Raw genomic sequence first — 23,444 nt, 5'->3', positions numbered from 1 at the left:
GTGATGTGGGCGTGGGGTGGGGTGGTTCAGGAAGTGCCGTGGTCCGCGGGGGTGATGCGCAGCAGGACGGCGCAGGGCGCGGTGGGCAGGGTCAGCCTCAGCTCGGCCGTGCCGGGCATCCAGTCGGGAACGGCCCGGCTCGCCGAGGGGTAGAGCGTGTCCACGCGGGCGGCGGTGTCCCGCAGGTGCGGCAGGCGGAGCGTCGCCGTGGCGTCGGTTCCGGGGCGGCGCCAGGCGGTGAGGTAGGTGGTGTCGGGAGTGCGCAGGGCCAGGGCGATCCAGGGGTCGTCCCAGGCGGGAAGGCCCAGTGGCCAGGACGGCACGGCCTGCGGCAGGTCGGCGCGGATGGCCTTGTACGCCGCCACCGCCTCGTGGACCAGGGCGCGGGCCTCCGGTTCGAGTTCGGTCAGGCGGCCGGAGAGGTGGATCCGGCCGAGGAGCGCGCCCGCCATGGTGAAGGCCACCTCGTCGGGGGAGTCCTCCGGCTGGGGGTACGCCCAGACGGCACCCTGTTCGGGGGTGACGGCGGTGGGCGCGGAAGCCGCGATGGGCGCGTAGAGGTCGAGGTTCTGCTGGTCGCTGGTGGACTGCAGCTGCATCCGGGAGAGCAGGGCGTCGTCCCAGCGCATGCCGCCGGAGGCGCAGTTCTCCAGCACCAGGTGCGGGTACCGGTCGAGGACGCCGTCGAGCCAGTCGAGGTGCGCCCGGTTGTGGCCGAGCAAGCCGGCGCCCGGAGTCTCGCCGGGGTGGGCGCTGGTGCCGGAGCCGGGGTCGATGTTGTGGTCGAGTTTGAGGTAGCCGACGCCCCACTCGCCGACGAGGCGGTCCACGACCCGGTCCAGATGGGCGCGGGCGGCGGGGTGGCGCAGGTCCAGGTGGTGGCGGCCGGCCTCCGTGACGCGGGCGCCGTCGCGGCGGAAGAACGCCCCGTCGGGCAGGGACTTGGCCATCGGGCTGCCTACGCCGATCACCTCCGGCTCCAGCCACAGCCCGGGAACCATGCCGCGCTCCCGGACGCGGTCCAGCACCTCGTGGATCCCGCGCTCCCCGGGGAACCGGGAGGCGGCGGGCTCCCAGGCGCCGACGGTGGTCCACCAGCCGCCGTTGTCGTCGTCGTACCAGCCGGCGTCGATCACGAAGTACTCCGCGCCCGCGTCGGCCGCCGCGTCGACGAGCGGCATCAGCTTCCCGGTCGTGGGGTCGCCCATCAGGCAGTTCATGTAGTCGTTGAAGATGACGGGCAGGCGCCGGTGGTCGGCGTGCGGGCGGCGCTGGGCGCGGCGGTAGCGGGTCAGCGCGGCGAACGCGGCGTCGGGCCCGCCGTCGGCGCTGAAGGACAGGGCGGCGGGGACGGTACGGAAGGCGGCGCCGGGTTCGAGGGAGTGCCGCCAGCCGTGATGGGTGTCGGTGGGTCCGAACAACGCCGCGTAGACCGCCCGGTCGTGCTCCGCGCACTCCCAGCGCCAGCCCCCGCCGTTGTGCTCGATCTGCCACACCCACGTGCGGCCGGTCCGCCGGTCCGTCAGGCCGCCCATGGGCAGGCGTCCGCAACTGGACCAGGTGCCCTGTCCGTTGAGGGTGAAGCCAGCTCTTCCGTGCCCGTTTCTCACGCGTCCGCCGTGGGCCGGTGTGGTCAGGCGCATCGGCTGTCGCCGCCAGCGGCATTCGGCGAGCCAGTCGTTCTCGGCCCACAGCAGCTCCGCGTCCTCGACGGCCGCAGGATCCCGCGGGGTCAGGCAGCCCACCGCGAGCGAGCTGACCGACTCCAGGTGCAGCGCGGCCCGCCCTTCGTTGCGCAGGGTCACTTCGCCGCGGAGTACGGGGATGCCGTCCGGTGACCGGTAGGTCACCTCCGCGGTCAGCCCGGATTCCGGATCGTGGAGGTGGACGGTCAGTGTGTGCCAGTCCCCGTCGCGGGTCGCGCGGTGGCTCCGGTGGCGCAGACGCCCGCCGAGATCGGTCCCGATCAGGCGGTCGCCCGACCAGCCACGGCCGTGACCCGCGGCCGTCACCTCCACCAGGGGCAGCGACGCACCGGGGATTTCCCGGGCTTCGCCGGGCCGTCCGAGGTGTGTGAGGCGCGGGCTGCCGTGGTCATCGAGGGCGATTTCGAGGTGGAGGGCCTCGTGCCCCCAGTGAAAGGTCCCTGGTTCCGTCGTCATGGTGGCTTCCATCGAGGTCAGTGCCCGCGCAGAACCACGCAGCCACCGGGCGGCAGCGCGTGCGCGAGGGCATCGGTGAGCAGGTCGTGGGCGGGTTCCGGCAGGGGCACGGCCTCGGAGGTGTGGTTGAGCAGGACCTGCCAGTGGCGGCCGTCGGGCGCGTGCCGGGTGACGGCTTCGACACCGGACGGCAGCCCCGGCACCTCCGGCTCGACACCGGCCTCCGTCAGCAGGCGGCCGACCAGGGCGGCGTAGTCGGCGTCGTCCAGGCGGGTGGAGAGGTACCAGCCCTGTCCGCTGCCGCAGTGGTGTCGGGTCAGGGCCGGGCTGCCCGCCAGCATGCCGTGGGTGTAGGTGGCGAGCGTCTGCGCGCCCTCGGTGCGCAGGGACTCGCTCCAGAGCGTGCCGTGCGATCCGTCCGACAGGGTGATGCGTTCATCCGTCCGCAGCGGCCGGTGCTCCTCGACGCGGATGCCCAGCGCCTCGCGCAGCGGGCCCGCGGGATATCCGCCCAGCCGGGCGTGCACGCGGTCGTCGACGAATCCGCTCGCGTGCTGGACGAGGAGCGTGCCGCCGCCCTCGACGTAACGGCGCAGGTTCTCGGCGCCCTTGTCGGACAGCAGGAAGAGGGACGGGGCGATGACCAGCCGGTAGCCGCTCAACTCGTGCTCCGGGTGGGCGAAATCGGCCGTGACGCCCGCGTCCCACAGCGCCCGGTGCGCCCCGGCGAGCGGCGCGTGGTAGTCGAGCCGGGCGGAGGGCAGGCCGTCCGCCTCCAGTGCCCACATGGCGTCCGGGTCGTCGAGTACGGCGACCTGCGCGGTGACCGTGGATCCCGCCAGCTCGCCGAGCCGGGCGACCGCCTCGCCGGTCCGGGTGACCTCGCGGAAGATGCGGCTGTCGGGACCCGCGTGCGGAAGCATTGCCGAGTGCCAGGTCTCGGCCCCGGCCCGGGACTGGCGCCACTGGAAGAAGAGGGCACCCTCCGAACCGCGCGCGATGTGGCCGAGGCTGTGGCGCAGGATCTCGCCGGGCTCCTTGCCGAGCACCTGCTCGCCGTCGTAGAGCGTGCTGGTGCCCTGTTCCATCAGCAGCCACGGGCGGCCGTCGGCCAGGGAGCGGGAGCGGTCGGCGTAGAAGGCCACGTGGGCGCAGGCGTCCAGGCCGGGCTCGGACGGATACTGGTCGGAGGTGACGACGTCGAGTTCACGTGCGAAGGCCCACAGGTTGAGCCTGAGGTAGTAGGGCAGCATCAGGTTCGTCGTCACCGGACGGTCGCTGTGCGCGCGGATCGCGTCGCGCTGTTCGCAGTACGCGGCGATGATCTCGTCGCCCCAGAAGCGGTGGAAGTCCACCGTCTGGCCGGGGTTCTTGTGGTACTGCGTCGCGCGCGGCGGCAGCACCTGCTCCCAGGAGGTGTAGCGCTGGCTCCAAAAGGCCGTTCCCCAGGCCTCGTTGAGAGCCTCCAGTGAGCCGTGGCGGGTGCGCAGCCACACCCGGAACGCGGCGGCCGCGTGGTCGCACCAGCAGAGCGTGCCGTACTCGTTGTGCACGTGCCACAGCGCGAGGGCGGGGTGGTCGCCGTACCGCTCGGCGAGCGCGGCGGCGATCCGGCGGGCAGCGCGGCGGTAGGAGGGGGAGGCGAGGCAGTATGCGTCGCGACTGCCGTGGACGAGGCGGGTGCCGTCGGCCCGGACCGGCAGCGCATCGGGGTGGGCCAGGGTGAACCAGGGTGGTGGGGATGCGGTCGGGGTGGCCAGGTCGACGGCCACGCCGTTCGCGTGCAGGCGGTCGATGTGGGCGTCGAGCCAGGTGAAGTCGTAGCGCCCCTCCTCCGGTTCGAGCAGGGCCCACGAGAAGACGCCCACCGTGGCCAGGTTGACCCTGGCCCGGCTCATGAGCTCGTCGTCCTCCTTCCAGACCGGCTCGTCCCACTGCTCGGGGTTGTAGTCCCCGCCGAAGGCCAGGCCACCCAGGCGGTCGGTGATGCTGCGAGTCGTCATGACGGCTCCTCGGGTAGGGAGAGTCGAGTCACGCCCTGACGATGCGTCAGAGTCGATGGAGGCAGCGCTCGGTGGCGGCCTCCCTGCGGCCGGGACTATCGAAGCGCTTCACCTCTTGGCGACAAAAAGTAACGGACAAGTTTCGTAAGAAACAAGGGCCCCTGGCACGAGGGTGGCTCCTACTGGCCCTTGGGTGGCCCGTCCGGGCTGGTGAGGGCGTCGAAGCGCTTCGATCGTTTACTTCGGCACCCTGAAGAGCATCATGGAGACCTGCGGGCCCGGCGGAGGTGCGGAGCGGTGTTGCTCGCGTCGGAGACCTCGCAGATCAGCGAAGCATCGCGAATCAGCCGCAGCCTGATCGGCGGCTCGCCGTATCTGATGGCGTTGGTGACCAGCTCGCTGACGACCAGTTCGGTGACGAATGAGGCCTCCTCCAGACCCCAGGCGTCCACCTGCTCGACGGCGAACTTCCTGGCGCGCGGCACCTGCGAGGGGTCGGGCTCGACGTCCCAGTCGGCGACGTGCTGGGGGTCCAGCGCGTGAGTGCGGGCGAGCAGCAGGGCGGTGTCGTCGGTGCGGCGTTCGGGGGAGCATGGCGTCCATCACCGTGTCGCACAGGGCCTCCAGTGAGGTGGCCCCGTGGTTGAGGACCCGCTGCAGTTCGGCGATCCCCTGGTCTACGTCCCGCTCGCGGCTCGCCACCAGCCCGTCGGTGTAGAGGGTGAGCAGGCTGCCCTCGGCCAGTTCGAGCTCGGTGGCCTCGAAAGGCAGTCCACCGATGCCGAGCGGCGGTCCCGGCTGTGCGCGTACCGGGGGCCTGGTGCCGTCCGGAGAGATGATCAGCGGCAGCGGATGGCCGGCGCTCGCCAGCGTGAAGCGGCGGGAGACCGGGTCGTAGACCGAGTACAGGCAGGTCGCCCCGAACTCGCCGGTCGCCTCGGATCGGCCGGCGGGCTGAAGGTCGCTGGACAGGTGGAGGACCAGGTCGTCCAAGTGGGTCAGCAACTCGTCCGGCGGCAGGTCGACGTCGGCGAGGTACGGACCGCCGTACGCAGCCGGCCCATGCCGTGGCCTACGACATCGCCTACGACCAGGGCGACCCGGGCGCCGGACAGCGGAATGACGTCGAACCAGTCACCGCCCACGTCCGCGCCGGTCCCGGCGGGCAGGTAGCGGGACGCCACATCGATCGCCTCCTGGCTCGGCAGTCGCTGCGGCAGCAGGCTGCGCTGCAGGGTCAGCGCCGTGGTGCGCTCGCGCGAGTACCGGCGGGCGTTGTCGACGGCGACCGCCGCCTTGGCGGTCAGCTCCTCGGCGAGGATCAGGTCGTCGGCGGTGAAGGCCTCGGGCCGGTCACGGCGGGAGAACGCGACGACGCCGAGCAGCGCGCCGCGCGCCCGGAGAGGCACGGTGATCCGGCCGGTCAGCTCGTCCGCGGCGATGGACCCGTCGATCACCGGGTTGCCCGGCGGCCAGTGGGCCGGGTCGGCGGCGAGCCCGGGGCCGAAGGCCCATTCGCCGCCCTGGCCCGGCTCGGCGGCGAGCTCGACCGTGGACCTGCCGGTGGCCATGCAGCGGGCGGCGACGGAACCGGGGGCGTGGCTGACCCGAGTCGTGGTCCCGGGCGCCCGGGCGGTGTCCCCCTTCGCGCCGCGCTGGGCGGCACGGCTGAGCGCGATGCTCTCACCGGGGGTGAACGCGGACGCGGAAGGCGGTTCCTCTCCGCGCAGCACCTCGTCGAACAGATCGACGCTGACGAGGTCGGCGAATCCCGGCACCGGGGAAGACGGTGATGAGACGTGCGGGCACGCCCGTCCTCGCCACCTCGGAGAGCCGGTCGGTGTAGGCCATGTCGTCCAGTTCGGGGAACAGCTCGCGGTACTTCTCACCGAGCACCTGCTCCTCGGAGTGCGCCATCACCCGGCAGGCGGAGGCGTTGACCCACAGGAACCGCAGCTGGGGGTCGTAGACGCCCAGAGCGAAGGGGCACTGCTCGAAGGCCCGGTCGGCGATCACCGGGCGGTGTCCCCAGAGCTGGGCGGTCACCACGTGGCCCAGCGCACGGCCGTCCGCGCCGCGCAGCGGATGGGCCGTCAGCACGGCGTCCGCCGTGGAACCGTCCCGGTGGCGCAGCGGGACGACTCCGGTGAGATCGGAGCCGAGGTGCTCGGGGAAGCCGGGTGGGCGACCGGCGATCAGATCGGTCACGGGCCGCCCCACGGTCTCCTCCGCCGTCCAGCCCAGTAGCAGCCGCCCGCCCTCGCTCCAGCCGCTCACCATGCCGTCCGGGTCGACCACGACGGTGGCGGTCGGGCATCCTGCTCGGCAGCCATCTCCACGCGCCGCGCCTCCGTCCGGACAGCGGTGCTCGCCAGGACCAGTCTCCAGCGGCTGTTTCCAGCCTAGGGCGTGTTTTAAAAGTCCCGCCTGGCCCGCGACGCCTGGCACCGCGCCTCGCTGCGTTGTCGGAACGCCCGATTACGTCCAGTAGGCGGGCGATCCTCCGCCTTGCGATGCACGGCACCAGACGCCGCGGGCCGCGCCCTCCGGGCGCCCGGCGCTACTTTTAAAACACGCCCTGGGTCCGCTCCGGCCGGCGTGCCGTCCGGTCGCGTTCCGTCTCGGATGCGGAACAGTAGGTGATCGCCGCCTGTCTGCCCAGGCGCTTCTGGGCAGGGCCTCGCGGCCGGGGAGCCGTGGGCTACGCCTCGTCGGGAGCGCGCAGCTCTCCTGTCCGGGCCACGCGGGAGTACCAGTGCGCGCTCGATTTGGGTGTGCGCTCCAGGGTGTCGTAGTCGACGTGGATGGCGCCGAACCGCTTGGCGTAGCCGTAGGACCACTCGAAGTTGTCGAGCAGAGACCAGAGGAAGTAGCCGCGCACGTCCGCCCCGGCTTCGATCGCCCGGTGCACGGCGTCGAGGTGCGCGTGGATGTACGCGGCGCGCTCCGGGTCGTGGACCGTACCGTCCGGGCCGGCCTCGTCCTCGTACGCGGCGCCGTTCTCGCTGATGACGAGCGGCAGGCCGGGATACCGGGCGGCGGTCCGGGTCAGCAGGTCGAACAGCGCGCCCGGGTCGACCGGCCAGCCCATGGCCGTACGTTCGCCCGGCGCCCGGTGGAAGGCGACGTCGTCCGCTCCGGGCCAGGGGGAGTGCGCGCTGTTCCCGTGGCCATCGTCCTGCGGCCGCTCCGCGCCCTTCCCGACGTGCGAGACGACCGTCGGGGTGTAGTAGTTGACGGCGAGCAGGTCCAGGGGCTGGTGGCTCGTGGCGGTGTCGCCGTCCCGCACGAAGGACCAGTCGGTCAGGTGGCCGGTGTCGAGGAACAGGTCATCGGGGTACGCGCCCTCCAGCATCGGGCCCAGCCAGATCCGGTTGCCGACGGCGTCGATGCGGCGGGCCGCCTCCCGGTCCCCGGGCGAGGAGGTCAGGGGGCGGACCTCGTGGAGGTTGAGGGACACCGCGACCTGACCGTCCCCGGGCAGCGCCGCCCGCAGGGCCTGTACGGCGAGGCCGTGACCGAGGTTGAGGTGATGGGCCGCGCGCAGGGCGGCGACCGGGTCGGTGCGGCCCGGGGCGTGGACTCCGGAGCCGTAGCCGAGGAACGCGCTGCACCAGGGCTCGTTGAGGGTGATCCAGTGCTTCACCCGGTCTCCGAGGGCGTCGGCCACCAGGCCCGCGTACTCGGCGAAGCGCTCTGCGGTCGCGCGCTCGGGCCAGCCGCCCGCGTCCTCCAGGTCCTGGGGGAGGTCCCAGTGGTAGAGGGTGAGGGCGGGTGTGACACCGGCGGCGAGCAGTTCGTCGACGAGCCGGCGGTAGAAGTCGAGACCCTTCTGGACGGCGGGGCCCCGGCCGGTCGGCTGTACGCGTGACCAGGAGACGGAGAACCGGTAGGCGCCCAGGCCGAGTTCGGACATGAGCCGGACGTCCTCTCGGAACCGGTGGTAGTGGTCCACGGCCACGTCACCGGTGTGGCCTTCGAAGACCTTGCCGGGGGTGTGGGAGAAGGTGTCCCAGATGGAGGGGGTCCGGCCGTCCTCTCGGACGGCGCCCTCGATCTGGTACGCGGCGGTGGCCGTGCCCCACAGGAAATCGGGCGGAAAGGTGCGGGTGGCCGTGAGTGGCCGGGTCTCGGACGTGGTCATAGGAGAGTGCTCCTCATGCAAGTGTGGATGAAGTCGTGTCGTCAGTTCTTGACGGCGCCCGCGGTGATGCCGCCCACGATGTGCTTGCCGAGGACGGCGAAGACCAGGAGCAGCGGCAGGGTGGAGATGAGCGCCCCGGTCAGGACGACGGCCTGGTCGACGGTGTGGTTTCCCGCGCCGAGGCCGGCCAGGGCGACCTGGAGAGTGGGGTTCCCGTCGGGGGTCAGCGCGATGAACGGCCAGAAGAAGTCGTTCCATGCCTGCACGAAGACGAGCATCCCGAGGACCGCCATCGCGGGCCGGGCCACCGGGAACACCACGTGCCAGATGATGCGCAGGCTGTGCGCGCCGTCCATCCGGGCCGCCTCCACCAGCTCCACCGGCAGGGCCTCGATGAGGTACTGGCGCATGAAGAACACGCCGAAGGCGGCGACCAGCGAGGGCAGGACGACCGACTGGAGCTGGTCGACCCAGCCGAGGTCGGTGATGATCTGGTAGAGCGGGATCACACTGAGCTGCGGCGGGATCGTCATGGTGGCCACCACGATCGCGAGCAGCGCGCCCTTGCCCCTGAAGGCGAGTTTGGCGAAGGCGAAGCCGGCCAGGGTGGAGAACAGGACGGTGGACAGGGCCACGAGCCCGGCCACGATCGTCGTGTTGACCAGCGCCTCGCCCATGTCGACCTGGTTCCAGGCGAAGGAGAGATTGTCGAACAGCCGGGGGCCGGGCAGGAGCGGGGCCGGAGCCTTGACCACGCGCTCGCCCGTATGGGAGGCGGCGACCAGGTTCCAGTACAGGGGGAAGAGGGAGACCAGCGCGGCGAGGCCGAGCAGGACGTAGGTCAGCGGTCCGGCGTGGTGCTGGCGGCCGGCCGACGGGCGAAGGCGCCTGGCGCGCGGCGCCCCGGTGGCGGTCGTGCCGAGTGTGCGGGTCATGGGTTCAGCTCCCCGCCTTCGTGCGCATGCGGCCGACGCGGTTGCGGGTTCGGTTGCGGTTGCGGGTTCGGCCACGGCCGCGGCTGCGGTTGCGGTTCGAGCGGGAGATCAGAGCCTGGAGGCCGCCGATGAGCAGGAGGATCAGCAGCATGACCCAGGCGATCGCGGAGGCCTGGCCCAGTGCGCCGGTCACCCACCCCTTCTCGTACATGAGCAGGCTCAGCGTCTGGAACTGGTTCCCGCTGCCGCCGCTGATGCCGACACTGCCGCCGAAGAGCATCGGCTCGCCGAAGAGCTGGGTGGCCCCGATGGTCGAGACGATGACGGTGAACAGGATCGTCGGCCGGATCGAGGGGATGGTCACGCTGAGGAACTGGCGCCACCGCGAGGCCCCGTCCAACGCGGCCGCCTCGTAGAGGTCCTGGGGTACGGCCTGCATCGCCGCCAGGTAGATGAGGGCGTTGTAGCCGGTCCAGCGCCAGGTCACGATCACCGAAATCGCGATCTGAGCGGGCCACTTGGAGGATTCCCAGGCGACCGGCTCGAAGCCGGCCCAGCCCAGCGCCGTGTTGATCAGGCCGTAGTCGGTGTTGAACAGCTGCGCGAAGACGAGCGTCGCGGCCGCGATCGAAGTGGCGTACGGGGCGAGCACCGCGACACGGAAGAAACCGCGGCCACGGAGTTTGTAGTTGAGCAGGTGGGCCAGGCCGAGGGCCATCAGCAGCTGCGGAACGGTGGAGATCACGCCGATGGTGAAGGTGTTGGCGAGGGCGTTCCAGAAGAACTCGCTGCCCGCCAGCGAGGTGTAGTTCTCCAGCCCCTTCCACTGCGCGCTGCCGCCGAGTTCCACTCGGTGGAGCGAGAGCCAGCCCGTGTAGATCAGGGGGAAGAGTCCGAAGGCCGCGAAGGTGAGGAAGAAGGGGGCGAGGAAGACGTAGGGGACCGCCTTCAGGTCCAGGCGGTAGAGCGTGCTGCGCAGCCCGCCCCGGCCGGAGGGCCACTGCTTGCGGGAGCCGGTGCCGGGGGCCGGGGGCTGTGCGGCGGGCGGCGGGGAGCCGCCACTGGTCGCCCGTACGGAGGTGGCCACGGGGGCGTCCTTCCAGGTCGATGCGTGCGGTGGTGCGGTGGCGCGGACGGCGGCGGCCCGCCGCCACCCGCGGGGAAGCGGCGGGAGGCGGCGGGTGGGGCGGGCCGCCGCGTGGCCCCGCTACTTGTCGATCTTGTCGGCGACCAGCTTCTTGACGTTCTCCCAGGCCTTCGCCGGGTCGGTGCCGCGCTGCTCGATGTCGAGGATGCCGTTGTCGGTGAGGAAGGTCTTCACCTGTCCGTCCCAACGGCTGATCGGGGCGGGCGTGATGCCGGCCGCGGCTTCCGAGTAGATCTTGCCGACCGGGGTGTCTCCGAAGTACGGCAGCTTGGCGCCCTGCACCGCCGGAGAGCTGAGGGTGTCCTTGGAGGAGGGGATGTTGCCGTTCACGCCGAAGACCTTGGCGTGCTGGGCCGGAGCGGTGAGCCAGGCGGCGAGTTCGGCCGCCTCCTTGGTGTGCTTGCCCGACTTCGGGACGGCGAGGAAGGAGCCGCCCCAGTTCCCGGCCACGGGCGGTGCGGCGATGTCCCACTTGCCCTGGTTTTCCGGGCCCGCCTGGTCCTTGATGATGCCCGTCATCCAGCTGGGGCAGGCCACGGTGGCGAACTTCGAGTTCTTGAAGGCCGCGTTCCACGTGCCCTTCTCGTCGAACTGGCGGAGCTTCGCGGTCATTTCGCCCTTGGCCGCCGCCACGGCGGTGTCCCAGGCCTTCTTCACGCCCGGACTGTTCTCGTAGTCCAGCTCGCCCTTGGCGTTGGCGTACTGCACCGGCTGGCTGGAGATCACGGCGTTGAACAGGCCGCTCGCGGAGTCGTGGAAGGAGGTCCCCGCGGGGGCGCTCTTCTTGTACGCCTCGCCGGTCTGGATGAACTTCGCCCAGTCGCCCGCCCAGAGCTTGGCGACTTCGGTGCGATCGGTCGGCAGACCGGCCTTGGCGAAGAGGTCCTTGTTGTAGCAGATGGCCATCGGGCCGATGTCCGTGCCGAGGCCGATCACCTTGCCGTCGCCCGTCGTGGCCTGCTTGACCTTCCAGTCGAGGAACGCGCCGAGGTCCGCGCCGCCCGTCGTGCCGAGGTCGGCCCACTTGTCGGCCATGGCGGGTCCGGTCGCCTCCGCGATGTAGCCGACCTCCAGGGCCTGGATGTCCGCGAGGCCGCTGTTGCGGGAGAGACGCAGCTTGAGGGTGTCCCAGTACTTCTGGCCGTCCGCGACGTTCGACTCTTCGATCTTGATGTTCGGGTGGGCCTTGGTGTACTCGGCGTAGAGCTTGGCCCCGGTCGCGTCGTCGTAGCCGAAGGAACCGAAGGTACCGATCCGCAGCGTGATCTGCTCGTTGCCGGCCGCGCCGCCGTCGCCCTTGCCGCTGTCACCGCCGCAGCCGGTGAGCAGGGCCGTACCGGTCGCCACGACGGCGACCGCGGCGACCGCGTTGATCACGGTGCGGCGTCCGCGTCCGCGCCCGTGTCTGCTGCTGGAAGTACGCATTCCACTCTCCTCGTCCAAGGTGCTGCTCGTTGTGCGCCATGGGGTCCGGCGGGCTGTTCGCGGCTCGGCCAGGGGCCCGCCCGGACCTGATGTGAAAGCCGTTGTCGCACGCCTGGATGGGAGCGCTCCCACATCGTTGCCGGAAGGTTGCTGCCTGGCGGGTGCGGGTGTCAAGAGATGAACGCGAATTCATTACACAGGAGCCTCAGGGGCGGGCGGCTTCCTTCGTGAGTGCGCTGCCCGCGTCAGGTTGTGAACGCGACCGTGGTGGCAGGAGGGAATGAGGAGTACTGTGGGAGCGCTCCCACTCCTAGTCGGCGTAACGTGTCCCACGGCTACGGAACGGGTGCACCGGCCTGCTCACCTGATCGGCAGGCCCGGCCCGCGCCCGGTGCGGAGTGCGCTGGCACACGAGGGGAGTTCAAAAGCGTGAGCGGACGGCAGAGCGGCGGCAGGCCCACTCTGGAAGAGGTCGCGGCCCTGGCCGGTGTCGGCCGGGGCACGGTCTCCCGGGTCATCAACGGTTCGCCGCGGGTGAGCGAGCGGGCCAAGGACGCCGTGGCCCGGGCTGTCGCGGAGCTGGGGTACGTACCCAATCAGGCGGCCAGGGCGCTGGCCGGCAGCCGGACCGACGCGGTGGCCCTGGTCATTCCGGAGACCGAGGCCCGGCTGTTCTCGGAGCCGTACTTCCTCGACCTGATCCGCGGGGTCAGCGCCGAGCTGGCCGAGGCGGACAAGCAGCTGCTGCTCACCCTGGTCCGGACCGAGGCCGAGCGGCAGCGGTTCGAGCACTACCTGGCCGCCCAGCGGGTCGACGGCGTGCTGCTGGCATCGGTCCACGGGAACGACCCGCTGCCCGACCGGATCGCGCGGCTGGGCCTGCCGGTCGTCATGAACGGGCGGCGTTCGGAGGCCGAGCCGGTGGCCTATGTGGACTCCGACAACATCGGTGCGGGACGGGCGGCCGTCGCCCACCTCGCGGAGCGCGGCCGGTCCAGGATCGCGACCATCAGCGGGCCGCTGGACATGTACGTGGCCCGCGCCCGTCTGGGCGGCTACCGCGCGGGCCTCGCCGAGGCCGGAATCCAGCCCGACGAGTCGCTCGTGGCGACCGCGGACTTCACCGAGGAAGGCGGCCGGCTGGCGATGCGCGCGCTCCTGGAACGTGCCCCCGGCCTGGACGCCGTCTTCGCCGCCTCCGACGTGATGGCGGCCGGCGCGCGCGGCGTGCTGCGCGAGGCCGGCCGGCGGGTCCCCGAGGACGTCGCCCTCGTGGGGGTCGACGACTCCACGGTGGCCCGTCTGATGGACCCGCCCCTGACCAGCGTGCGTCAGCCCATCGAGGAGATGGGCCGCACGATGACCCGGCTCCTGCTCCAGAAGATCGCGGAGGAGTCCCGAGAGGGCGCCGCCCCGAGGCAGGGCATGGGCGAGGAGCCGCGCCGGGTGCTCCCGACGGAACTGGTCGTACGGGATTCCTCCTGAGCCGCTTCGGCAGCCGGCCGTCCGGCCGCCCCGCACCGGGCGTGCCGAAACCCGGAGCCCTGCGGAAGGAATGCTTCCGTAAGGCTCCGGGTCCGTCACCTGCCCCGCGTCACAGCGCCGGGTAGGCGTTCTTCATGAGCTCCTGGAACTGGGCGGAGAACCACTGGCCGGCGAGCGGTGCGTTCGGGAGGGCCCCCGACATGCTGTTGCCGTTGCGTACGTTGCCCGTGTAGGTCGGGTCGCACATCCGGTCGAATCCCTTGCCCTCGTTGTTCGGGATCTCCTTGCTCGCCCCGTCGGACTCGCCCGGAGGCTTGATCCACACGTAAGCGTCGATGCCGGCGGCCGGGGCCGCTTGCGGGCGTTCGCCGAGTCCCGCGCCGGACTGGTTGCACCAGTTGCCGAGGTGGATGCGCCGGTCGTAGCGGCCGCCGTTGACATAGGTGTCCACGCTGGTCAGCGCGCCGGGTCCGGTCGGGCGGGCGGTGCCGCCCCAGCCGTTGCGGGAGGTGTCGATGAGCATGCCGATGTTGGCGTCGAAGCCCAGGGAGACCAGCTTGGTGCGCATGCCTTGGGCGTAGGACAGTTCGTCGGTGTAGCGGTTCCAGTCGACCCACTTCGACTGGCGCACCGAGGTGCCGTTGACGGAGTCGTCGATCTTGAAGTTGTCCTCCTTCAGGGCGCTGTAGTTGGCGGTGTTGACGATGAAGCCGTGCACGTTGGCGAGCGTGGAGCCCTCGGCGGTCGCGGCCTGCTTGAACATCTCGGCGGAGGCGCCGAGGTTGTCGTCCCAGCCGAGCCAGCCGTGGTGGCCGGCGTCCAGGTAGTTGTAGACGTTGGGGATCGCGCCGAGCTTGTTCAGGGCGTAGCCGACGCCCTTGACGTAGTTGCCGTTGGTCTTCATCACGTCGCAGTTGGCGGTGGCTGTCGGGCGCCCGGAGACGTTGGTGACCAGGTTCGGCAGCGAGTCGATCTCGACGGTGGTGACGATCCGCAGCCCCGCGTACTTGGGGTCGGCGAGGATCGCGGCGATCGGGTCGATGTACTGCGTCTTGTACTTGTCGATCTCGGTCGGGCCCAGTTCGCCGTTGGAGGCGAGCGCGGAGCAGTCCCGTCCGGGCAGGTCGTAGATCACCAGCTGGACGACGAGTTCGCCGCTGCCCTTCTGTGTCAGGGCCGCGTTGAGGTGGTCGCGCAGCCCCATCGTGCCGCTCGTTCCCGTGACGAGGGCGATGCGGTCCAGCCAGACGGCGGTGGGCTGGTTGGACACCCTGCTGCCGCCCGGTTCGGCGGCGGCATGGGCGGACCACTCGGGGTTCACGTACATCTTGGCGCCGGCGTAGGGGTTGTCGACCTTGCCGCCGGTGGGCGGAGGCGTGGTCGGCGGTGTCGTGGGCGGTGTGGTGGGCGGAGTCGTCGGGGGCGTGGTGGGGGGCTGGGTCGGGTCGGTGGCGCCGTTGCAGGTGATGCCGTTGAGTTTGAACGTCGCGGGGACGGCGTTCGTGCCCGTGTGCGAACCGTTGAACCCGAAGGACGCCGAACCGCCCGTGGCCAGCGACCCGTTGTAGGAGAGGTTCTTGGCCGTAACGGCCGCCCCGGACTGGGTGATGGTGGCGTTCCAGCCCTGCGTGACCTGCTGGCCGTTGGCGTAGGACCACTCCAGGGTCCAGGAGGCGACCGGGTCGCCGGTGTTGGTCACGATCACATTGGTGCTGAATCCGGTGTTCCACTGGTTCGAGATCTGGTACTCGACCTTGCAGCCGGCGCTGGCGGCTCCGGCCGTGGTGCCGAACACGGTGGCGGTGGCGCCCGCGGCCGTGACGAGACTGAGGGCCGCCAGTAATGCGGTGCGGGGGATGGTGCGGCTCATTTCGTGGGGTGCCTTTCCGTTCGGGGCGCGCGGGCGGTCGTGCGGCCCGGCGCCGGTTGCGGTGGGTGTGCCGTTGTGCGGAGAGGCCGCGGTCGCCGGAACGGGCCGTGGCGCGGTGGTCGGAACCAGGCCGTGGCGCGGTCGATGAACGCGTGTCCGCAGGTGTGCTCGCTGTTCTCGCCCGCGATCAGGGGGGACCCGGGACGCGACCGGGACGAGAGCCGGAGGAGCGCCAACGGGCGTCGCTGGAACAGGTGGTGGACGCGCGGTGTGCGCTGCTCCGCCGAGCAGCGCTGACAGACGCGGTGATGGCACCTGAGCGAGACCTTGCGGCAAGTCGCGCTCTGATGGTGCGTCAACTGTGGAACCGCTCCCACTGGTTGGGGCCAGACCGTAGCGCCAACTGACGACAAGCAAAAGAGGGGCCGAGTAAATTTCTCACGCAATGTATTCGACTCTTCACACGTCTTGACGCCGTCGCGCCACGTCTGCACATTGGGAGCGCTCCCACTCGTTCAGAGCTTGTGTGCAATCGTTCTGCCATACCCGTCTCCCCGAGCCGCGAGGAGAACCATCGGCATGTCGGCACATCCCCCACCCGGACTCCACAGACGACGCAGGCTGCTGACCGCGTCGGCCGCGACTCTCTCCCTCTCCCTCCCCCTGGGTCTCACGGCCATCGGCGCCACCACCGCCGCGGCTGCAGCGGTGCAGTGCAGCGTCGACTACAAGACCACCAACGACTGGGGCTCGGGCTTCACCGCCGAACTCACCCTCACCAACCGGTCCGCGAGCGCGCTCGACGGCTGGAGCCTCACCTACGACCACTCCGGCAACCAGCAGCTGACCAACGGCTGGAACGGCACCTGGACCCAGTCCGGGAAGAGCGTCCGCGTCGTGGCCCCGGACTGGAGCAAGACCGTCGCCGCCGGCGCGGCCGTCACCACCGGCGCCCAGTTCAGCTACAGCGGGACCAATGCCGCCCCCACTTCCTTCGCCGTCAACGGCACCCCGTGCACCGGAGCCCACCAGCCCCCGGTCGCCGTCCTGACCAGCCCGACCGCGGGCGCCGTCTACACGGCGGGTACTCCCGTCCCGCTCGCCGCCACCGCCGCCGCGGCCGACGGCGCCACCGTGGCCAAGGTCGAGTTCTACAGCGACACCACGCTCCTGGGCACGGACACCACGGCGCCCTTCACCCTGGATGCCACCGGCCTCGCCGCCGGTTCCCACTCCCTCTACGCCAAGGCCTACGACAGCCTCGGGGCCTCCGCCGAGTCGGCCCCCGTCGGCATCACCGTCGCCGCGGGCCCCGCGCTCGTCGCCACCCCCGCGCAGCTCTCCGTACGCCGCGGGGAGACGGGCACCTTCGACCTCAAGCTCTCCAAGCAGCCGGCCGCGAACGTCACGGTGGGCGTGGCCCGTACCTCGGGCAACACCGACCTCGCCGCTGCACCCGCCACGCTCACGTTCACCCCGGCGAACTGGAGCACCGCCCAGAAGGTGACGGTCACCGCCGGGACCACCGGCAGCGGTTCCGCCGTCTTCACCGCGACCGCGCCCGGCCACGCGAAGGCCGAGGTGACGGTCGCCCAGCTGGCCGCCGACTCCACGTACGACGCCCGCTTCCTCGACCTCTACGGGAAGATCACCAACCCGGCCAACGGCTACTTCTCGCCCGAGGGCATCCCGTACCACTCCGTCGAGACACTGATCGTGGAGGCCCCGGACCAGGGGCACGAGACGACCTCGGAGGCCTACAGCTATCTGATCTGGCTGCAGGCGATGTACGGGAAGATCACCGGGGACTGGACCAAGTTCAACGGTGCGTGGGAGACCATGGAGAAGTTCATGATCCCCACGCATGCCGACCAGCCGACGACCGGCTCCTACAACGCCTCCAAGCCCGCCACCTACGCCCCCGAGCAGGATCTCCCCTCGCAGTACCCGGCCAAGCTCGACGGGGGAGTCGCCGCCGGCGCGGACCCGATCGCCGGTGAGCTGAAGAGCGCGTACGGCACGGACGACATCTACGGCATGCACTGGCTCCAGGACGTCGACAACGTCTACGGCTACGGCAACGAGCCCGGAAAGTGCTCCGCCGGACCGACCGCGACCGGACCCTCCTACATCAACACCTTCCAGCGCGGACCCGAGGAATCGGTCTGGGAGACCGTGCCGCACCCCACCTGCGACAACTTCACCTACGGCGGCAAGAACGGCTACCTCGACCTCTTCACCGGGGACTCCTCCTACGCCAAGCAGTGGAAGTTCACCGATGCCCCGGACGCCGACGCGCGTGCCATCCAGGCCGCCTACTGGGCCGACATCTGGGCCAAGGAACAGGGCAAGGGAACCCAGGTCACCGCGACCGTCTCCAAGGCGGCCAAGATGGGCGACTACCTGCGGTACTCCATGTTTGACAAGTACTTCAAGAAGGCCGGGAACTGCGTCGGCCCGACCGTCTGCGCCGCCGGCACCGGCAAGGACAGCGCGCACTACCTGATGTCCTGGTACTACGCCTGGGGCGGCGCCACCGACACCTCGGCGGGCTGGTCCTGGCGGATCGGTTCCAGCCACGCGCACAGCGGCTACCAGAACCCCCTCGCCGCCTACGCGCTCAGCGAGTACGCCCCGCTGAAGCCCAAGTCCGCGACCGGCGCCACGGACTGGGCGACCAGCCTCGGCCGGCAGCTGGAGTTCTACCGCTGGCTCCAGTCCGACGAGGGCGCCATCGCGGGCGGCGCCACCAACAGCTGGCAGGGGCGCTACGCACAGCCCCCGGCCGGCACCCCCACCTTCCACGGCCTCTTCTACGACGAGAAGCCGGTCTACCAGGACCCGCCGTCCAACCAGTGGTTCGGCTTCCAGGCCTGGTCCATGGAGCGGGTCGCCGAGCTCTACCGGCAGACGGGCGACGCCGCCGCCAAGACCGTGCTCGACAAGTGGGTCGGCTGGGCCCTGTCGAAGACCACGATCAACCCCGACGGCACCTACCGCATCCCCTCCACCCTCCAGTGGTCCGGCGCCCCCGACACCTGGAACGCGTCGGCCCCCGGCGCCAACGCGGGCCTGCACGTCACCGTCGCCGACTACACCGACGACGTGGGCGTGGCCGCCGCCTACGCCAAGACCCTGACCTACTACGCCGCGAAGTCCGGGAACGCCGAGGCCAAACGGGTCGCCAAGGCCCTGCTCGACGGTATGTGGGCCCACCACCAGGACCCCCTGGGCCTCTCCGTCCAGGAGACCCGGACCGACTACAAGCGCTTCAACGACCCGGTGTACGTGCCCAGTACGTGGACCGGCAAGATGCCGAACGGCGACACGGTGAACTCCTCGTCCACCTTCGCCTCGATCCGCGGCTTCTACAAGAACGACCCGGCCTGGCCGAAGGTCGAGGCCTACCTCGCGGGCGGCGCCGCGCCCGTCTTCACCTACCACCGGTTCTGGGCCCAGGCGGACATCGCCCTGGCCATGGGCTCGTACGCGGAGCTGCTCGAATAACAGAGCGCCCCGCCCGGAGACGGCTCCGCGTACGACGAGGCCGGGCAGGCCCTCAGGGCCTGCCCGGCCGCTACGCGTCCCGCCGTTCACAGTCCCAGTGCGAGGCGGTGGTACGCCTGGTTCCAGCGGAGATCGCGCCGGAACTGCTTCGGGGTGGTGGTCTCGTCGATGAGCGCGAGTTCCACGCGGAGCATCTCCGCCAGGTCGTCGAGGTGGTCGGAGGTGAGGGCGGTGCTGAGGACGGTGTGGTGCGGTCCTCCGGCCGTCAGCCAGGATTCGGTGGAGGTCCGCAGGTCGGGGCGCGGCCGCCAGACCGCGCGGGCGACGGGCAGGGCGGGCAGCGGGTGAGGGGGTGCCATCACGTCGATGTCATTGGCGATCAGGCGGAAGCGGTCGCCGAGGTCGGCGAGCCCGACCACCACGGCCGGGCCGGGGGCCGCGTCGAACACCAGGCGCACCGGGTCCTCCCGCCCGCCGATGCCGAGGGGGTGGATCTCAACGCTGGGCCTGGCGGTCGCGATGGTGGGGCAGACTTCCAGCATGTGCGCGCCGAGGATGAGCTCGTTGCCGGGAGTCATGTCATAGGTGTAGTCCTCCATGAAGGAGGTGCCGCCCGGGAGACCGGTGGCGGCCACCTTGAGGGCGCGCAGCAGGGTGGAGGTCTTCCAGTCGCCCTCTCCGCCGAAGCCGTAGCCCTGGGCCATGAGCCGCTGGACCGCGAGGCCGGGCAGCTGGCGCAGTCCGCCCAGGTCCTCGAAGTTGGTGGTGAAGGCCCCGAAGCCGCCCGTTTCGAGGAAGGTGCGCAGGCCGGCTTCGATGCGGGCCGCGTAACGCAGCGAGTCGTGCCGTTCGCCGCCCGGTCGCAGTTCCGGCGCCAGGTGGTACAGGTCCGCGTACTCCTCGACGAGGGAGGCCACCTCGCTCTCGTCCGCGCTGTCGACGACCTCCACCAGGTCGTTGACGCCGTAGGTGTTGACGGAGACACCGAAGCGCAGCTGGGCCTCGACCTTGTCGCCCTCGGTGACGGCCACGTCGCGCATGTTGTCGCCGAAGCGGGCGACCTTGAGGGTGGCCAGTTCGGACCGCGCGGCGGCCGCCCGCGCCCAGATCGCGACGCGTGCGGTCGTGACCGGATCGCTGACGTGGCCGGCCACGGTCTTGCGCGGGACGCCGAGACGGGCCTGGATGTGCCCGAACTCGCGGTCCCCGTGGGCGGCTTGGTTGAGGTTCATGAAGTCCATGTCGATGGTGTCCCAGGGCAGGGCCACGTTCGACTGGGTGTGCAGGTGCAGCAACGGCTTGCGCAGCGCGTCCAGTCCGGCGATCCACATCTTGGCCGGCGAGAAGGTGTGCATCCAGGCGATGAGCCCGATGCACCGGTCGTCGGCGTTCGCGTCGAGGCATGTCCGGCGGATGGCGTCGGCGTCGGTCAGTACCGGCTTCCACACGACACGTGCGGGAATGCCGGAGGCTTCGGCCAGGGTGGTGGCGATCTGCTGCGACTGTTCGGCGACCTGCTTCAGGGTCTCCTCCCCGTACAGGCCTTGGCTGCCCGTGAGGAACCAGATTTCCTGGGCGGGAGATGTAGGGCTGGGCACATGGACTCCTGAAGGTGACGTCCCGCTACGAGGGTGAGGGCGGCGGGCGGGTGGGGAACTGGTTGCGGACAGCGGGGCGGGGTCAGCCCCCGGTGTGGGTCGTGTCGCGGATGCTCCTCAGCCGGTGCAGCAGGCCGCCGACGGCGAAGTGGTCGTGCAGGAGCCGGTATTCGGCGAAGAGGGCGTCGTAGGCGTCGGCCCGGGAGGCGTCGGGCGTGTAGACGGCGGGCAGCCGGCGGCCCATGGCGGCGGTGGCCGTGCGCACGTCCGCGTGCGCGCCGGCGGCCACGGCGGCGTGGATGGCCGACCCGAGGGCGGGGCCCTGGTCGGACGCGGCCAGGGAGACGGGGCGGCGCAGCACGTCGGAGTAGATCTGCATCAGCAGTTCGTTCTTGGCCAGTCCGCCGGCGACGATGAACTCGTACACCGGTACGCCGCCCGTCTCCAGGGCCTCGACGATGACGCGGGTGCCGAACGCGGTGGCTTCGAGCAGCGCGCGGTAGACGTCCTCGGGGCGGGTCGCGAGGGTGAGGCCCACGATGACCCCGGAGAGGTGGTGGTCGACGAGGACCGAACGGTTGCCGTTCAGCCAGTCGAGGGCGACCAGTCCGTGTCCGCCGACCGGCTGGCCCGCGGCCTTGCGGGTCAGCAGGGTGTGCAGGTCCTCGCCGCGGTCGGCGGCCTCGGTGAGGTAGTCCGAGGGGACGCCTTGGTCCAGTACCCAGGCGAAGATGTCGCCGACCGCGCTCTGGCCGGCCTCGTAGCCGTAGGTCCCCTCGACGATCCCGCCGGCCACGACACCGCAGATGCCGGGGACGTCGGCGAGGACGGGGGCGTTCACGACGTGGCAGGTGGAGGTGCCCATGATGGCGAGCAGCTGGCCGTCCTCGACGGCCTGGGCCGCCGCCGCGGTCACATGGGCGTCGACGTTGCCCGCGGCCACGGCGATGCCGGGGCGCAATCCCGTCCACGCTGCCGCCTCGGTACTGAGCGAGCCCACTCGTGAGCCCAGTGCGGAGAGGGGGAATTCGAGGCGGGTGCGCGCGAAGTCGGCGAACCGGGGGTTCAGCTCGGCGAGGTACTCCTCGCTCGGGTAGGCGCCGTCCTGGTGGATGCCCTTGTATCCGGCGGTGCAGGCGTTGCGGGACTCGGTTCCGGTGAGCTGCCACACGATCCAGTCGGCGGCCTCGATCCACCGCGCGCAGGCGTCGTAGACGAGCGGATCCTCCTCCAGGACCTGGAGGGCCTTCGCGAACTGCCACTCGGCGGAGATCTTGCCGCCGTAGCGGGCGATCCACTTCTCCCCGCGGGCGTGGGCGAGTTCGTTGATGCGGTCGGCATGCGACTGGGCGGAGTGGTGCTTCCACAGCTTGGGCCACGCGTGCGGCCGTCCGGCGAGCTCCGTCTCGGCGAGGGGGGTCCCGTCGGCCAGTGTGGGCAGGACGGTGCAGGCGGTGAAGTCGGTGGCGATGCCGATCACCGCCGCGGGATCGATCCCGGCCGCCGCCAGGGCGTGTGGGACGGCGTGACGCAGTACGTCCCGCCAGTCCTGGGGGTGTTGCAGGGCCCAGTCCGGAGGCAGCGGCGCACCGCCGTGCGGCAGATAGCGGTCGATGATGCCGTGCCGGTAGACGTGGACCGCCGCGGCCAGCTCCTGACCGTCGCGAACCCGCACCACCACGGCGCGGCCCGACAGCGTGCCGAAGTCGACGCCGACCGTGTACTGCTCCGATTCCTCGGAATACGGGGTGGGCGCGAGGGGGCGGGGTGAGGTCAACGGAGTGCCTTTCGAAGGAGCCGTGGGGCGGCGGACGGCCCGGCAGACGGCGTTGCCGCCCGCGATCCTGGCGGTCGGCCGGGCGGTCCCCACAGTGTGAGCGCTAACAATGTCGGTAGGCAAGAGGCTTGGGGTTGAGGGTCGCAAAAAGCCGGATGCCGCCCTCGTTGTCGCACCTGACATGGTAACGGACAGGTAACGCGCGCAAGGGGGTTGAGAACGCGGCTTGTTAGCGCTCACAATGCGACAGCGCCCCCGGGGTCCCATGGGGTCAAGCCCGGCCCCGGTCGTGCGGCGCCTCTTCCGTACACCCTGAAAGGACACCCGACATGGCTCGCAGAGCAGTTCTCGTCCTCACCGCCGCCCTTCTCTCCTCCTCGTTGACCGCCTGCTCGACCAGCGCCCCCGCCCCCAGCTCCCCCTCGGAGGCCAAGGCGGGATCCGGCAAGACGATCACGCTTGGCTTCGCCCAGGTCGGCGCCGAGAGCGGTTGGCGCACCGCCAACACCAAGTCCGTCCAGGAGGCGGCGAAGAAGGCCGGGATCACCCTCAAGTTCTCCGACGCGCAGCAGAAGCAGGAGAACCAGATCAAGGCGATCCGCAACTTCATCCAGCAGAAGGTCGACGTCATCGCCTTCTCGCCGGTCGTGGAGTCCGGCTGGGACACGGTGCTGAAGGAGGCCAAGGACGCGGGCATCCCGGTCATCCTCACCGACCGCGCCGTGGACACCAAGGACACCTCCCTCTACAAGAGCTTCCTGGGCTCGGACTTCGTCAAGGAGGGCAAGTCCGCGGGCGAGTGGCTGACCGCCGCTTATGCGAACAAGCAGGGCCCGGTCAACATCGTCGAGCTTCAGGGCACCACGGGCTCCGCACCCGCCAACGACCGCAAGGCCGGCTTCGCCGAGGCCATCCGCTCCGACGGCAAGTTCAAGATCGTCGCCTCGCAGACGGGCGACTTCACCCGTGCCAAGGGCAAGGAGGTCATGCAGGCGTTCCTGAAGTCCCAGAAGAACATCGACGTCCTCTACGCCCACAACGACGACATGGCCCTCGGCGCCATCCAGGCCATCGAGGAGTCCGGAAAGAAGCCCGGTACGGACATCAAGGTGATCTCGGTGGACGGGATCAAGGACGCCTTCGTCGCAATGACCGAGGGCAAGATCAACGTCGTGGTGGAGTGCAACCCGATGCTCGGTGACCAGCTGATGGAGCTGACCAAGAAGGTCGCGGCGGGGGAGAGCGTGCCGCCCCGCATCGAGACCCAGGAGGGTGTCTTCCCGCAGGACAAGGCGGCGGCCGCGCTGCCGTCCCGGAACTACTGACACAGCAGGGTTCCGGTGCGGGAGGAGGCCACCCGGCCACAGCACCAGGCCCCGGTGCCTCCTCCA

At 70.7% G+C, this 23,444-nt stretch carries 13 protein-coding genes and 1 pseudogene; 3 read left to right on the top strand and 11 right to left on the bottom strand.

Annotated features, from left to right (window positions below; all coding sequences use genetic code 11):
• Positions 1-26: 26 nt before the first annotated feature.
• From OHS33_RS03385 to OHS33_RS03355, 8 genes and pseudogenes are all read right to left on the bottom strand, one after another.
• Positions 27-2,162 carry an alpha-galactosidase gene (locus OHS33_RS03385; RefSeq protein ID WP_330328876.1) on the bottom strand — a complete coding sequence of 712 codons (2,136 nt, stop codon included), beginning with the start codon at positions 2,160-2,162 and terminating at the stop codon, positions 27-29.
• Between the two features lie 17 nt (positions 2,163-2,179).
• A complete protein-coding gene (locus tag OHS33_RS03380) occupies positions 2,180-4,165 on the bottom strand; it encodes a beta-galactosidase (RefSeq protein ID WP_330328875.1) in 1,986 nt (661 codons plus the stop codon).
• Positions 4,166-4,440: 275 nt separating this feature from the next.
• A pseudogene (locus OHS33_RS39785) lies at positions 4,441-5,763 on the bottom strand (ATP-binding SpoIIE family protein phosphatase); the annotation flags it as partial.
• Between the two features lie 85 nt (positions 5,764-5,848).
• On the bottom strand, positions 5,849-6,463 hold the full coding sequence (locus OHS33_RS39780; RefSeq protein ID WP_443065203.1) for a PAS domain-containing protein: 615 nt from the start codon (positions 6,461-6,463) through the stop codon (positions 5,849-5,851).
• Positions 6,464-6,866: 403 nt separating this feature from the next.
• A complete protein-coding gene (locus OHS33_RS03370; protein ID WP_330328874.1) occupies positions 6,867-8,309 on the bottom strand; it encodes a GH1 family beta-glucosidase in 1,443 nt (480 codons plus the stop codon).
• A gap of 41 nt (positions 8,310-8,350) precedes the next feature.
• Positions 8,351-9,244, bottom strand: a complete 894-nt coding sequence (locus tag OHS33_RS03365) for a carbohydrate ABC transporter permease (protein WP_330328873.1) — start codon at positions 9,242-9,244, stop codon at positions 8,351-8,353.
• Positions 9,245-9,248: 4 nt separating this feature from the next.
• Positions 9,249-10,331, bottom strand: a complete 1,083-nt coding sequence (locus tag OHS33_RS03360) for a carbohydrate ABC transporter permease (protein ID WP_330328872.1) — start codon at positions 10,329-10,331, stop codon at positions 9,249-9,251.
• A 120-nt stretch (positions 10,332-10,451) separates the two neighbouring features.
• Positions 10,452-11,816, bottom strand: coding sequence for an ABC transporter substrate-binding protein (locus OHS33_RS03355; protein WP_330328871.1), 1,365 nt, complete (start codon positions 11,814-11,816; stop codon positions 10,452-10,454).
• Between the two features lie 429 nt (positions 11,817-12,245).
• On the opposite strand from OHS33_RS03355, the gene OHS33_RS03350 reads away from it, so the two are divergent.
• Entirely contained in the window at positions 12,246-13,301 is a 1,056-nt protein-coding gene (locus tag OHS33_RS03350; protein WP_330328870.1) for a LacI family DNA-binding transcriptional regulator, read from the top strand.
• A gap of 109 nt (positions 13,302-13,410) precedes the next feature.
• On the opposite strand, the gene OHS33_RS03345 is transcribed toward OHS33_RS03350, so the two are convergent.
• On the bottom strand, positions 13,411-15,171 hold the full coding sequence (locus OHS33_RS03345; RefSeq protein WP_330328869.1) for a glycoside hydrolase family 6 protein: 1,761 nt from the start codon (positions 15,169-15,171) through the stop codon (positions 13,411-13,413).
• Positions 15,172-15,750: 579 nt separating this feature from the next.
• On the opposite strand from OHS33_RS03345, the gene OHS33_RS03340 reads away from it, so the two are divergent.
• Positions 15,751-18,678: a glycoside hydrolase family 48 protein gene (locus tag OHS33_RS03340; protein ID WP_330328868.1), complete on the top strand. Its 2,928-nt coding sequence runs from the start codon at positions 15,751-15,753 to the stop codon at positions 18,676-18,678.
• A gap of 86 nt (positions 18,679-18,764) precedes the next feature.
• On the opposite strand, the gene araA is transcribed toward OHS33_RS03340, so the two are convergent.
• Positions 18,765-20,276 (bottom strand): L-arabinose isomerase, encoded by a 1,512-nt coding sequence (gene araA / locus OHS33_RS03335; protein WP_330328867.1) that lies wholly within the window; start codon positions 20,274-20,276, stop codon positions 18,765-18,767.
• An 82-nt stretch (positions 20,277-20,358) separates the two neighbouring features.
• Positions 20,359-22,053 (bottom strand): ribulokinase, encoded by a 1,695-nt coding sequence (araB, locus tag OHS33_RS03330; RefSeq protein WP_330328866.1) that lies wholly within the window; start codon positions 22,051-22,053, stop codon positions 20,359-20,361.
• Positions 22,054-22,382: 329 nt separating this feature from the next.
• Between araB and OHS33_RS03325 the strand changes: the two genes are divergently transcribed.
• Positions 22,383-23,378, top strand: a complete 996-nt coding sequence (locus OHS33_RS03325) for an ABC transporter substrate-binding protein (protein ID WP_330328865.1) — start codon at positions 22,383-22,385, stop codon at positions 23,376-23,378.
• Positions 23,379-23,444: the final 66 nt, after the last annotated feature.

Origin of the sequence: Streptomyces sp. NBC_00536, from assembly GCF_036346295.1 — a bacterium.
Taxonomy (GTDB): domain Bacteria; phylum Actinomycetota; class Actinomycetes; order Streptomycetales; family Streptomycetaceae; genus Streptomyces.
This window is presented reverse-complemented; position numbering and strand designations above follow the sequence as displayed.

Bases quoted from the DNA above. Each gene is read 5' to 3' on its own strand.
- OHS33_RS03385 (WP_330328876.1), bottom strand. From the start codon at position 2,162: ATGACGACGGAACCAGGGACCTTTCACTGGGGGCACGAGGCCCTCCAC.
- OHS33_RS03380 (WP_330328875.1), bottom strand. From the start codon at position 4,165: ATGACGACTCGCAGCATCACCGACCGCCTGGGTGGCCTGGCCTTCGGC.
- OHS33_RS03370 (WP_330328874.1), bottom strand. From the start codon at position 8,309: ATGACCACGTCCGAGACCCGGCCACTCACGGCCACCCGCACCTTTCCG.
- OHS33_RS03365 (WP_330328873.1), bottom strand. From the start codon at position 9,244: ATGACCCGCACACTCGGCACGACCGCCACCGGGGCGCCGCGCGCCAGG.
- OHS33_RS03355 (WP_330328871.1), bottom strand. From the start codon at position 11,816: ATGCGTACTTCCAGCAGCAGACACGGGCGCGGACGCGGACGCCGCACC.
- OHS33_RS03345 (WP_330328869.1), bottom strand. From the start codon at position 15,171: ATGAGCCGCACCATCCCCCGCACCGCATTACTGGCGGCCCTCAGTCTC.
- OHS33_RS03340 (WP_330328868.1), top strand. From the start codon at position 15,751: ATGTCGGCACATCCCCCACCCGGACTCCACAGACGACGCAGGCTGCTG.
- OHS33_RS03325 (WP_330328865.1), top strand. From the start codon at position 22,383: ATGGCTCGCAGAGCAGTTCTCGTCCTCACCGCCGCCCTTCTCTCCTCC.